This is a genomic window from Sinobacterium norvegicum, assembly GCF_923077115.1.
Lineage (GTDB): Bacteria > Pseudomonadota > Gammaproteobacteria > Pseudomonadales > Sinobacteriaceae > Sinobacterium > Sinobacterium norvegicum.
The window spans coordinates 1063143-1076600 of the sequence record NZ_CAKLPX010000001.1 but is presented as its reverse complement, the minus strand read 5'-3'; the positions used below and the strand labels follow the sequence as shown (position 1 = coordinate 1076600).

Below are 13458 nucleotides of genomic sequence, written 5' to 3'. Positions count from 1 at the left end.
ATATTCAACTAATCTTATCGTTAGAGGCAGCATAGTCAGGCGGTTGCCATTACGCTAGTTTTTCAGTGTTTTTTATTATAAATATAATCAGGCTGTTTAAAAAAACATGAGGGACTGGCTTTAGTCTACGTGTTAGTCATACCCAAACGAATAGAATAATATTATGAAAGACCTTAAATACGCGCTGTTAGTCATACTGCTTGCTGTTACTTGTTTTTCTCAACAATTGTCTGCGGCGCAACCGAACAATAATCTGCAGGCCGTGTTGGCAGAGATTTTTGCCGATTACAATGAGCGTCAGTTGCGCCGAGACCCTATTGAGGCAACGTATCGAGGGGATCACCGATTCGATGACCGCCTGCCGCGTGCCAGTACCGCAGCGGATTTGGCTGCGGATGTCGAGCATGACCAACAGCTGCTGGCCGGTCTCTCAGGAATTCCTACCGCATCGATATCGAATCAGCAGCGCCTCAGTTTGGGGCTGTTGAAATATGAGCTGAGTCGATCGGTGGCGCGCTATAACAGCGGTGTTGCCAATTATCAGCGAATGGTACCGTTTAATCAGATGTACGGCCTGCCGACCACACTGGCGCAGTTGGCCACCACCGATGGTGCTCAACCCTTTAACACACCGGCTGATTACCGGCGTTGGTTGCAGCGCGCAGGACACTTCCCTGCCTGGGTTGATCAGACCATTGAGAATATGCGCGAAGGCATTGCCAGCGGGCTGGTACACCCGGATATTATTGTCGATAAAATGCTGCCCACCATTGCCTCTCTGGCCAGCGAAAAGGGCAGTAAACATCTCTTTTATCAGCCGATAACGGCAATACCGGCAAGCTTTAGTGCCATCGAAAAAAAGCAGCTGACGTCTGAGTATTTGGCGATGATCAACCAGCAGGTTCAGCCCGCCTATGCCAAGTTGTACCGTTTTTTGCGCACCGAGTATCGTGCCAAATCCCGCAGCACTGTCGGTCTGTTAGCGCTGCCCGCTGGTGAGGACTATTATCGCGATGCGGTGGCCGAATACACCACCACGACGTTGACACCAGAGCAAATACATCAGCAGGGCAAGGCGTTAACCCTGTCGATTTTTGAGCAGATGAAAGCGATTAAGCAGGAGGTTGGCTTTGCCGGTGATATGGCGGCTTTTTTCCATTATCTGCGCACGGATCCGCGTTTTTATTACACCAGTGAACAGCAACTTCTCGACAGCTATCGCGAGTTGAAGGCAGTATTGGCACCGCGTTTGAATCGACTGTTTTTGACGGTGCCTGCGGCGGATTATGAGGTGCGTGCGGTGGAGCCGTTTTTGCAAAAATCGGCGGCGGCTGCGAGTTATCAGCAGCCCTCGGCTGATGGTTCTCGACCGGGTATCTTTTACGTCAACACCTACGATTTGCCTGCCCGCCCCAACTTCGAGCGTGAGGCGTTATCGTTGCACGAGGCGGCACCGGGTCATCATTTTCAGGTGAGTTTCGCCATGGAACAGCAAAACTTACCTGAGTTTCGTCGCTGGGCATTCAATGCGGCGTACGTCGAGGGCTGGGCCCTGTACGCTGAATCGCTGGGCACCGAGCTGGGGCTTTATAGCGACCCTTATCAACGGCTCGGCGCGCTTTATTTGTCGATCTGGCGGGCCAACCGCCTGGTGATTGACACCGGTATTCATCACTATGGCTGGTCGCGGCAGCAGGCGATCGATTGGATGATGCGTTATTCCCCGGTCTCCGATACCGATGCCTCGGCAGAGGTGGAGCGCTATATCGCCTGGCCGGGGCAGGCGTTGTCGTATATGACCGGCGCGGTCAAAATCCAGCAGCTGCGAGAGCAGGCCGCGGCGCAACTCGGTAATCGGTTTGATGTCCGTGAGTTTCATCAACAAATTTTAGCCTCAGGGCCGCTACCGTTGTCAATGCTAGAGCAGAAAATCAACCGCTGGGTGCAGCAAGAGAAATAAAGCGCCGGCTCTATTGCTATGTAAAACAGATTGTTGGTAGTGTTTTACAGGGTGAGGGATGACGTATCGGATGAAGGGGCAAATTTTTATTGAGGGATTGCCACTGACTAACGTCTTTATAATGGCAGTCACTAAAATAACATCGAGATTGATATGTGTTACCAGAAACCTTGGTTAAAAAAGAGGGCGTCGCAGCTGGCGGCGCTGATCTTGTTTTTATTAGCCGGTAGCGGCCTGGCCTTTGGTCAACAGCAGGCGATTGACCGCGGCGAACAATCGATTACCATTGCCTTGACCGATGAGCCGCCGACGGTGAATACCCTGCAGGCCACAGATCAAATTAGTTTTATGGTTATCGACCATATTACCGAGGGTCTGATGACCTATGATCAGCAAAACAATCTTGTCGGTGGTGTGGCTGAGCGCTGGCAGCTGCGTAATGATGGCGCCACTTTTTGGCTGCGCCAAGATGCCCGCTGGAGTGACGGTAAACCTGTGACTGCCCATGATTTTGTCTATGCCTGGCGTCAGGCACTGGCACCAAAGAACGCCTCCGAATATGCTTTTATTCTCTACCCTCTGTTGAATGCCGAGGCTATTAATCAGGGGGTTTTGCCGGTAGAGGAACTGGGTGTCGAGGCAGTGAACGACTATCAGCTGGAGGTGAGTTTTAAGCAGCCAACGGCTTACTTTCTCGATTTAACGGCGTTTATTACCTACCGCCCAATACGTCAGGATGCGGTTGAGAGATTTGGTCGTGAATATGGCGCCGATCCGGATAAAATGCTTTTTAATGGTCCTTTTACCCTCACTCATTGGGTGCATGGCGCCTCTCTCCAGTTAAAGAAAAACCCCCGTTATTGGAATCGTGAGGTGGTTAAGCTGGAGACGATTAACGTGCCCTACATGACCAGCGACAGTAATTCGCTCTATAACTTATTCAAAGATGAAAAGATCGCTATGTATGTGATCTCCGGTCTCAATGCCGATACCATCAAGCAGGCATTGAGTGACCATATGCCGATGAAGAAATTTAAAGATGGCAGTGTCTTCTACATGGAGTACAACCACCGCATCGGTCGTATTACAGCCAATCATCACCTGCGCAAGGCGATTCAACTGGTATTCGACCAGCAGCTGTTTACCAATAAGGTGGTTGCCAGTCCAGGTAATACTGCCTCTTACTCGCTGTTCCCTCATTGGCTTAAGGGGGTGGATCAGCCTTTTCACATCGAACACCCACCGAAGAAAGTTATGCCGGATATTGCCAAGGCAAAAGAGCATTTAGCCAAGGCCAAGCAGCAACTCGGCGTCGATAAAATCCCGCCGTTGGTGTTACTGATTACCGATACCCCTGGTGCCAACAAACAGGCAGAATACTTTCAGAGTTTAGTGGCGAGAACGCTGGGCTTAGAGATCAAGATTGATAAACAGATTTTTAAGCAGCGGCTGGCCAAAATGAGCTCCGGCGAATTTGATCTGGTCGGTGCGGGCTGGGGCCCTGACTACAATGATGCGATGACTTTTGGTGAGTTATTCGCCTCGTGGAATAGAAACAACCGCGGCCGTTATGATAACCCCGAATACGACAGCTGGGTGCGAGCGGCTCAAGGTACGACAGACCCTACGATACGAGCTGCAGCGTTTGCTGAACAGCAGCGAATTCTGATCGAGGATGCGGTGATTTTAAATCAGTATCAGCGCGGTTATGTCTATTTACAGCACAGTGAACTCAGCGGTGTGGTACGACGTATTTTTGGTGGTGACCCCAGTTTCAAATACGCCGACATTAAAGATTTTGAGGGTGTGAAATAAACTTATGTTTACCTATACATTAAAGCGCTTGTTCTCAGGTCTGGTCACAATTTGGTTTATCGCCACGGCCACCTTCTGGGGGATGCATGCGGTACCGGGTGACCCGTTGTTAAGCGACAAGGCCAACAACCCAGAAATTCGTAAAAACCTTGAGGCGCGCTATGGCTTGGATAAGCCGCTGACAGAGCAGTATGTGATTTTTTTAAAAAACATGGTGCAGGGAGATTTTGGTATTTCCTATACTCAGGAAAACCGCAAGGTGAACGATATAATCCGTGAGCATTTCCCGGTGTCGGCCATGCTCGGTGTTTTGGCGGTGTTGATTGCGGCTGCCGGTGGTGTTGCCTTTGGTACTATCACGGCGATTTATCGTAATAAATGGCCGGATTATCTCATCATGTTTGCGGTTGTGCTCTGTGTTTCGGTGCCCAGTTTTGTCTTTGCCGCTCTCGGGCAGCTAGGTATTATGGGAGTTAATCAGCTGTTTGGTAGCCGTTTACCGATAGCGGGTTGGGGCAGCATCAGCCATATGTTAGTACCGGCATTAGTACTGGGATTAGGCACCATGGCCTATTTGACACGTTTGATGCGTTCATCGATGTTAGAGGTTACCGGTGCCGATTATATTCGCACCGCCAGAGCCAAGGGCTTATCGACGACTCGCATCTTCTTCAGCCATCAATTACGCAACGCTATTTTACCGGTCATCACCGTATTGGGCCCTGCCATCGCCGCTATTACCACCGGCGGCTTCGTCGTCGAACTGGTGTTTGCGATACCGGGCTTGGGTCGTTATTTTGTACAGGCGGTGCAGCAGCTCGATTATACCGTCATTATGGGCACAACGGTTTTTTATGGCGCTTTCTTGGTATTGATGGTCATCATCGTCGATATTCTCTATGGCTTTATCGACCCCCGCATTCAGGTGGCTAAATCATGAGCACGGTTAATCAATCGACACTGCCGGTGTTCGATCCGGCGGCCTTCGAGCCACTAAAAAAACAACAGCAAGCAGAAGAAATTGTGCGCCCCTCGCTGTCCTATTGGCAGGATGCTTGGCAGCGGTTAAAGCAAAATCGTAGCGCTATTGTCTCGCTGTGGATTGTTATCTTTTTACTATTTTTCACCCTGGCTGGACCGCTGATTTGGCGGGTCGATTCAAACAGTCAGGATTTGATGCAGATCTCCCGTGGCCCCAGCTTCGCTGCGACGGCGGTGTTAATTGCCGATGACAACCCCGTGCCGAGAGTGATTTTAAGCCCGCAGCAACTGGCTGGTCTGGTTGCTGGCAGTGAGGCGACGGCTGAGGTTCGCTTATTGACCGCTGCCAATACCGAGGCGGTCGACCTTGCCTGGCAAGGGGTGGCAAACGCCAGTGGTTATACTATTTATCGTCATGAATATCCCCCCCATGGTCGCCACGATTTGGGTGTCCCGCTGGCGGATACCGGTGCCGAACAGGTGAGTTTTCGCGATGGCTTGCAGCTGGAGTCTATTCGTTATTACTACAGCGTCGTGGCACTGTTTGACGGTGTCGAGTCAGAGCAATATCAGCAGCTAATCGTCGACGTAGAACAGGCGATTAAACAGGTCGACGCACTGCGTCAGGGCTTGATCAGTGAGGGGCAGGCGACGGCGTTACTGGGCAGTCAAGTGACGCTGAAAAGTCACCCCATGGGTACGGATTACCTGGGTCGCGATATGCTTGCTCGCTTGATGGAAGGGGCACGCACTTCTTTATTTATCGGGATTGTAGCGCCGCTGTTGTTTGTCGGTTTTGGTCTGTTGTACGGTGGGATATCGGGTTACGTCGGTGGCAAAACCGACGAGGTAATGATGCGCTTTGTCGACTTCGTCATCGCCTTACCGTTTTTATTATTTATGATTTTGTTCAAGGTTGTGTTTGGTATTGGGCCGGGTGAAAGTGGCATTATGCCAATGCTGGTGGCACTGGTTCTGCTCAGTTGGCCAAGCACGGCACGGTTGGTTAGAGGCCAGGTGTTGCAGATTCGAGAGGAGCCTTATATCCATGCCGCAATGCTGATGGGTGCCAGCCCAAGTTATCTTATTATGAAGCATATGCTGCCTAACGTAATGGGGGTGTTGTTGGTCTCACTGACTTTTGCCATACCCTCGGCAATCTTTACCGAGGCGTTCTTATCGTTTATCGGCATGGGTGTTGCGCCACCAACACCCTCATGGGGTTCGATGTGTAATGACGGCTTGAGAACAATGCTGACCCACCCACACGAGCTATTGTTTCCGGCGCTGTTTATCAGTGCCACAGTCATGGCATTTAATTTATTAGGTGACGGTTTGCGCGATGCCTTGGATGTGAAGATGCGAGGGCAATCGTAATGTCGGAATCAGTAACTAATCAGCAACAACCGGTTTTAGTCGTCGATGATTTACACGTCGATTTTGCCACTTATGGCGGCACTGTTCACGCTGTTCGCGGTGTTAGCTATCAGGTAGAGGCGGGCAAGACATTGGCCGTGGTCGGCGAGTCTGGCAGCGGTAAGTCGGTGACAGTGCAGGCGTTAATGGGCTTGATCCCGACGCCGCCGGGTAAAATTGTGCAGGGCTCGGCGAAACTGCTGGGGCAGGAGATAATTGGCCTCGATACCGACAGCTTGAATAAGCTGCGCGGTAATAAGATGGCGATGATATTTCAAGACCCAATGACCAGCTTAAACCCGACGATGAAGGTCGGCGATCAAATTGCTGAAAGCCTAGTGGTTCACCGTGGAATGAGCTGGCAGGCCGCCAGAATCGAGGCGGTTAGGTTATTGGAGCGCACTCATATACCCGAGGCAAAACAGCGTGCCAATCAATACCCGTTCGAATTTTCTGGCGGTATGTTGCAGCGAGTAATGATTGCGATCAGCCTGGCCTGTAAGCCGCAATTGTTGATTGCCGATGAGCCGACGACAGCTCTTGATGTGACAATTCAAAACCAAGTGTTAGAGCTGATGCGAGAAATTCAACGCGATGAAGGCATGGCCATTGTATTGATTACCCATGATCTTGGTGTTGTCGCTCGTATGGCCGATGATGTGGCGGTGATGTATGCCGGTCAAATTGTCGAGTCGGGCACTGTCGATGAAATTTTCTACCATCCGGCCCACCCCTATACCGTCGGTTTGCAGCGCTCGATGCCGGCGATGAGCCAGCAGGAAGATGAGCCGTTGATCGCCATCGAAGGCTCGCCACCAGACATGTTTCGCCCGCCTAAGGGGTGTGGCTATTGCGCCCGCTGCCCCGAGGCAATGACACTGTGTCGCAGAGAGCCGCCACCATTATTCGAGCTGACACCGAGTCATCAAAGTCTTTGTTGGCTGCATCACCCCGACGCACCGACCAATACATACAGCCAGGCTAACGCCGCGGTAGAGGTGTAGCATGGATAAGCCATTAATCACTATTAAAGCGCTAAAAACCTATTTTAATATTGGTGCGGGTCGCCATGTCCATGCCGTCGACGGTATCAATCTGACCATCGATCAGGGTGAGGTGGTCGGCTTGGTGGGGGAGAGTGGCTCGGGTAAATCAACCCTGGGTAACACCTTGGTCGGCTTGGTTGATAAGACCGCTGGCGCTATTGAATACCAGCAGCAGGCCTTACCTCAACGCTATAGCGGCGCTGACTTTAAGCGCTTCTCTAAGCAGATTCAGATGATTTTTCAAGACCCATACTCATCGCTGAACCCGCGGATGACGGTGTTTGATATCATTCGTGAGCCGCTGCTGTTTCAGGGCGCGAAAAGAAACCTGGCCGATGACCGTCAGCTGGTGGCTGATTGGCTGGTAAAGGTCGGCCTCAACCCCGATCATATGTCGCGATATCCCCATGAGTTTTCCGGTGGTCAACGACAACGCGTTGGCATTGCGCGAGCGTTGATTGTCGAACCGAAGTTTGTGGTTTGCGATGAGCCGATCTCGGCCCTCGATGTATCGGTGCAGGCACAGGTGATTAACCTGTTGGGCGAGTTGAAAGAATCGATGGGTTTGACGATGTTGTTTATCGCCCATGATTTATCGATGGTTCGCTATATATCCGATCGTATCGTGGTGATGTATATGGGCGCAGTAGTCGAGCAGGGCGATGCCAACGAGGTATTTTTTAATCCACAACACCCCTATACCCAGCTGTTGGTGTCATCCAATCCCACCGCCGATCCGCAGCGTGAGCGTGAGCAGCAACATCAGCCGATAGTGGGTGAGGTGTCCTCACCAATCAATGTTAAGCCCGGGTGTCGGTTTGCCAAACGCTGCCCCCATGTGATTGATCTCTGTCATCATCAAACACCGCTATTGAAGGCTGTCGGTGAGCGGCAGATTGCCTGTCACATTATTGATTAGAGGGTTTGACCAGGGGCTTGTGATCGCCACATATTCAGCCCCACGCTTTGATTGCGATGCGGTTATTATTGCCTTAAAATAATGCGACTGTACGTTGATGCAGTCGTTATAAGGCAAACAATACGCACCATGACCAAACCCACATTCCAATGGCTCGAAAAACTGATCCACCAGCATGGTTCGGCGCTTGAACGCTTTCTCACCCGCAAGCTCAACAACCCCGATGAGGCGGCTGAGCTGGCGCAGGAAACCTATCTGAAATTATACAAAATGGAGCAGCAAGAGGCCCTCGGCGATGCCAAGGCGTTTATGTATCGCATGGCGGGTAACTTAGCCATCGACCAAATACGTCGACGTCAGGTACACGAGCGCTTTCTTGAAAAAGAGGGTGAAGATGAACGATCGGTACAGTCAGCAGAGCAGTCGATCGAGGCAAAACAACAGCTTGAGGTATTAAACCAGGCCCTGAGTGATATGCCTCAAAAACCCAAACAAGCGCTGTTGCTGCACCGCCAGTCTGGTCTGAGCTACAGCCAGATAGCACAGGAAATGGGTGTCTCGGTCAGCAGCGTAGAAAAATTTATTATTCAGGCTTTAAAACACTGCCGAGAGGCGATGAAATAACATTGCTGAATATTTATGTCACAAGTATAATTTTGTCATTGAGGATTTTGTGGTCTCGTTCGTTATAACAATATTAAGGGCGATGCCGCATGCAAGAGAGATATCATGTCGGAAGATGTAAAGACAGTGACAGAAATTATGTTGGCGCAAGCAGAACAGTGGCTTGCGCGATTTCAGTCGGACAATATTAGCGAGCAAGACGTACAGGGTTTTGCCCTGTGGCTGAGTGAGAGTAGTGCGCACGGCGTGGCCTTTGAGCAAACCAGTGAAATGTGGCGCAGCCTCGGCTTATTGGTTAAGCAATTACCGTCGGTTAATGCCGCCTCACCCGCAGTCAATAATGCCAATGTTGTGGCTTTTAAACCGCGTTCCAAAACGTGGGTTTACGCGACGGCCGCCTCACTTTTTGCCGCTGTTGGCTTGGTGGCACTGCAGCTCAATCCAGCCCCGGAGGCAACACTGTACAGTACTGGCGTCGGTGAACATAAAACCGTCGACTTGGCCGATGGTTCGCAACTGCAACTCAATACCAACAGTCGTGCAGAAGTGTTATTAAGCGATAGCAAGCGCAGCGTTAAGTTGTTACAGGGTGAAGGCTATTTTGTCGTCGCCAAGGATAAGTCACGCCCTTTTATCGTGACCTCCTGTAACACCGAGGCAGAGGCTCTGGGCACCGAGTTCAATGTCAACTGCAGTGCCGGTGTCGGTCAGGTTTCGGTGACCGAGGGGGTGGTTGAGGTACGTCGACAGCTGCAAAACTCCGATCGAGTCAGCCGTCAGCAAGTGGTTGTCGACCAGCAGGTCAGCGCCGATGCACTCACCGGCGTCAGTCAGCCGCAGGCGATAGAGGCGCTGCGCCTTAGCTGGCGTAGTGGTGAGCTGAGTTTCGATAATACGCCGTTTGAACAGGCGATCCGCGAGCTTAACCGCTACAGCGATCATGACATTATCATCGGTGACCAGGCGTTGAAGCAGCGTCGGGTCTCGGGTTTATTCAACACCGCTGACCCCCAATTAGTCGTGGCCGCACTAGAGCGCAGCTTCAACTTGGAGGTGCGCCAACGCAGTGATGGGGCGACGGTTTTACTGGCTCAATAACTGCTTTGTTGTCAATGTTAACATTGGGCCCCGGCGGCCCCTGTTTAACTATCTATTTTATATAATAAAATTATCCAGTTTGCAGCCCCTATCGTTCCTCCGTTACACTCTCTATATCAGAAAAAATAAATCAGAGAGGTAAGTCAGTTGGGCTCTGCCCAGTTGTATTGGCTTTGTTGGAAATTCGCGTCCGAAAGACGGTTTGCGCTGCTCTGCTATCCCTGCTGCTGGCATGGGGCTCGCTGGCCGTTGCTGAAACACGTTATGTTAACTTTGATATTGAGACTTCCCAGCTCGATAGGGCGTTGATCACCCTGGGAAAACAGGCCAACTACCCCATTGTTTTCTCCTCGGACCTTACCCGTTCACGCAGTTGCTCGCCAATCGTCGGTCGCTATACCGTAGCGCAGGCGTTGACCCTGTTGTTACAGCAGAGCAATGCCCATGATGACAAGGCGCTGCGCTATGAGCTGGTTGATAACAGTTTTATTGTGATTGTTGAAAGCGCTGAAGAGACAGTGAGTATCAGCCACGAAGAATTCAATATTGACCCCACCTCCAACGTTGAGCATTTGTTGGTTTATGGTAAGCAGATGACCGGCTCGCGGCTGCGACGTTCTGATTTTACCGGCTCGAACCCCGTCGATGTGTTGGAGAGTTCATCGCTGCATTTAAAAGGCAGCCCCTCGGTCAGTGAGAAGTTAAAATTTCTCCCCGCCGTGGTGGGTAAGCCAACAAACACTGCTGTCACTAACGGTGGTGATGGCACCGCCTCAGTGACGCTGCGGGGCTTACCGGCTAACAATACGCTGGTACTGATTAACGGTCGACGTGTGGCTAATAACGGTATTGAGGGCGATACCGTCGATCTCAATACGATCTCTGAGATATCGGTTGAGCGCATTGAGGTGCTTAAAGATGGTGCCTCGGCGGTGTACGGTGCCGATGCGATTGCCGGTGTGGTCAATATTATTACTCGTCAAAGTTACGATGGTTTTCAGGCCTCACAATACTATGGTCAGGCCGAGCAGGGCGATCTTCAGACGCTGACCACTGAACTACTCTGGGGTAAGGAGTTTGACCGGGGCGCCGTCGTGGTCTCGGCCTCCTATCTGAATCAAGACGATATTATGAGTCGTGACCGCAGTGTCTCGCGCTCGGCCGATGGTCGAGCCTGGGGTGGCGATGACTTTCGCTCGTCGGCAACACCTGCGGCGCGGATAAAGGTAAACGATGAGGTGCTGGCGCTGGCCAGAAACAGCGCCGGTAATTACCCCGATGGCAGCTCGGCCAGCCAATACCGGCCGGCGAATGACGAGGATTATTATAACTATCGGCAGCAGACAACGGCCTATGTGCCCCGTGAGCACGACAGTGTTTATAGTTATATGAGTTTTGATATCAGCGACGATGTGACGGTCTATGGCAGTGCCAGCTACGACAGCACGATCAATCAGCAGTACTTGGCAGCCACGCCGGTGTTCAGTAAATTTGAGGCCTTGCCTCTGGTGGTGGCGGCAGATAACCCCTTCAACCCCTTCGGCGTCGAGGTGACAGATTTTCGCCGTCGTTTCGTCGAGCTTGGCCCGCGCCAGCGTACCGATGAGAGCACAGCCAAGCGTTTCTCGATGGGGGCAAAAGGGTTTTATAATCGCTGGCAGTGGGATGGCTATTTTGGTTGGAGCCGCAGCGATGCTCAGACCGAAGAAACCAATGTGATCAATACGAGACGACTGCAGCAATCCCTGGGCAGCGACTGCGTCTATCCCTGTGTCGCCCTTAATCCGTTTGCGGCGCCGGGCGGGCTATCGTCGGCGCAGACGGATTATATCGTCGCCACCAGTGCCATCGACGGTTATTCGGAGCTATACAACACCGCCTTTACTCTGACCGGCAGCCCGCTGACGTTGCCCGCGGGTACGCTGGATGTGGCTCTCGGTGCCGAGTATCGAATGGAGGGCAACCATAAAACGCCGGATAACTTATCGAGTAACGGCTTAATCATCGGTGGTACCAACTTTGTCGGCGTTTCCGCTGAGCGCGATGTAACAGAATATTTTGCCGAGTCACACATCCCACTGTTAAAAAACCAATGGGGTATCGATAGCTTTTCTATCGAGCTGGCGGTCAGGCATTCAAGCTACAGTGATGTGGGTAGCACTACCACGCCAAAAATTGGCGCAATGCTGCGATTAACACCGTCGTGGTTAATTCGCTCTACCTACTCGGAAGGCTTCAGAGCGCCCTCGTTGGTTGAGTTGAACAAGGTGGCAGGTCAGAGTTACTCTCAGTTAGATGACCCCTGCGCCAACCCTGCTAATGTCGGTGTGTTGACCGGCTGTGACCAACTCAGCGATGGCAGCCGCAATCAGTTCTCGACCGTTTTTGTGGGCAACCAGGACCTACAGCCAGAAACCTCGGTGAGCAATACCTTTGGTATTGTTTTTACGCCGGATTACTTCCCTGGCTTACAAATGTCGTTAGACTACTACCGAATTAAACAGCAGAACGTGGTCGATGCTAACGCGCAGTATATTGTTAACGCTAACGCCTATAGTGGCGATTATAATGATTTGGTTGAGCGTGATGAGAATGGCGATATCGAACGAGTGATTGCGAAGAATATTAATATTGGCAGCCGAGACTTATCGGGCTTCGATTTTTCTGGCCGATACAGTATTGAATTCGATAATCGCTGGCGGTTAACCACCAATGTGATGGCTGCTTTTATAGACAGTTATAGCCGAGAGGTTTATGTCGGTAATGATACCGAAGATATTGCCGGTAGCTTTGTTGATGACGCCTCTGACGGTCTAGGTGCTTTGCCGGAGTGGAAGGGGACAGCCGGTGTTGAATTGAACCGCAAGCCCTGGCGGCTGGGGTACTCTCTACAATATATCGATTCAATGACCGAGGAAATTGCGTCTACCGGTGAGAGCCGGACGATCTCCTCCTGGCTAACACAGGATGTACAGCTCGGTTATCAAATAGATTTTTTGTCGGGTTTGTATCTTGATGCCGGTATCGATAATATTCTTGATGAAAAGCCACCGCTCATTGCCACGGCCTTTAATGATAATATTGATGCGCGTACCCATGACTTGATTGGACGTTATTATTATTTCAAAGTCACGCAAAAATTTTAATGAGAATCACTTAATCTAATCTGACGAATTTGACTGTTTTTGAGCCGCCGTTTTTGGCGAGAAAAAAAGCATTGAACACGCCTTTTTCTATCGTGATGCTATCGCCTACTTTTAATTTAAATGTTTTGCCATTGGCCTGCTGCCAACGCTGCTGGTTAGAAAGTTCAACCACTGTTTTACCATAGGCAGATTTGCTCACCTTGATAATCGTGGCGGTCATGCTTTTTGCCCCCTCGTCCTGCCAATTCTCTTTGCCAAATACCTGCTGTTGGTAACCGCTGATGATTTTCTGCTCAGATACCAGTGTTAATTGGTCGTAGCAGTCGAGCCGGTTACTGCTCTCTTCGATGCTCTTGCAGTGACTGAAGGCGCTGGAGAAATTGCGTTCTGCAACGGCACTTGCGCTGGCTATGAGAATACCGAAAATCAATAAATAATTATTCATGGTGAAAT

Annotated in this window: 10 protein-coding genes; 9 read left to right on the top strand and 1 reads right to left on the bottom strand. The window is 51.1% G+C overall.

The genetic code is table 11. The features are described from left to right. Positions 1 to 163 precede the first annotated feature (163 nt). From L9P87_RS04710 to L9P87_RS04670, 9 genes are all read left to right on the top strand, one after another. Positions 164 to 1960, top strand: a complete 1797-nt coding sequence (locus L9P87_RS04710) for a DUF885 domain-containing protein (protein ID WP_237443515.1) — start codon at positions 164 to 166, stop codon at positions 1958 to 1960. A gap of 153 nt (positions 1961 to 2113) precedes the next feature. After that, positions 2114 to 3775, top strand: a complete 1662-nt coding sequence (locus tag L9P87_RS04705) for a peptide ABC transporter substrate-binding protein (protein ID WP_237443514.1) — start codon at positions 2114 to 2116, stop codon at positions 3773 to 3775. A gap of 4 nt (positions 3776 to 3779) precedes the next feature. Beyond that, positions 3780 to 4715, top strand: coding sequence for an ABC transporter permease (locus L9P87_RS04700; protein ID WP_237443513.1), 936 nt, complete (start codon positions 3780 to 3782; stop codon positions 4713 to 4715). Further along, the gene (locus L9P87_RS04695; protein WP_237443512.1) at positions 4712 to 6133 is read left to right on the top strand and encodes an ABC transporter permease; all 1422 of its coding nucleotides are present in this window, start codon (positions 4712 to 4714) and stop codon (positions 6131 to 6133) included. The genes L9P87_RS04700 and L9P87_RS04695 overlap by 4 nt, the downstream gene beginning before the upstream one ends. Continuing rightward, the gene (locus tag L9P87_RS04690; protein WP_237443511.1) at positions 6133 to 7176 is read left to right on the top strand and encodes an ABC transporter ATP-binding protein; all 1044 of its coding nucleotides are present in this window, start codon (positions 6133 to 6135) and stop codon (positions 7174 to 7176) included. Before L9P87_RS04695 ends, L9P87_RS04690 begins: the two co-directional genes overlap by 1 nt. Before the next feature lies 1 nt (position 7177). Continuing rightward, positions 7178 to 8137: an ABC transporter ATP-binding protein gene (locus tag L9P87_RS04685; protein ID WP_237443510.1), complete on the top strand. Its 960-nt coding sequence runs from the start codon at positions 7178 to 7180 to the stop codon at positions 8135 to 8137. 129 nt (positions 8138 to 8266) lie between these two features. After that, complete coding sequence (locus L9P87_RS04680; RefSeq protein ID WP_237443509.1) at positions 8267 to 8761, top strand: RNA polymerase sigma factor; 495 nt, start codon at positions 8267 to 8269, stop codon at positions 8759 to 8761. A 105-nt stretch (positions 8762 to 8866) separates the two neighbouring features. Then, positions 8867 to 9859 (top strand): FecR family protein, encoded by a 993-nt coding sequence (locus L9P87_RS04675; RefSeq protein WP_237443508.1) that lies wholly within the window; start codon positions 8867 to 8869, stop codon positions 9857 to 9859. Positions 9860 to 10032: 173 nt separating this feature from the next. Beyond that, entirely contained in the window at positions 10033 to 13005 is a 2973-nt protein-coding gene (locus tag L9P87_RS04670) for a TonB-dependent receptor (protein ID WP_237443507.1), read from the top strand. Between the two features lie 10 nt (positions 13006 to 13015). Here L9P87_RS04670 and L9P87_RS04665 read toward each other — a convergent pair whose 3' ends face one another. Next, positions 13016 to 13450 carry a hypothetical protein gene (locus L9P87_RS04665; protein WP_237443506.1) on the bottom strand — a complete coding sequence of 145 codons (435 nt, stop codon included), beginning with the start codon at positions 13448 to 13450 and terminating at the stop codon, positions 13016 to 13018. Between the last annotated feature and the right edge of the window lie 8 nt (positions 13451 to 13458).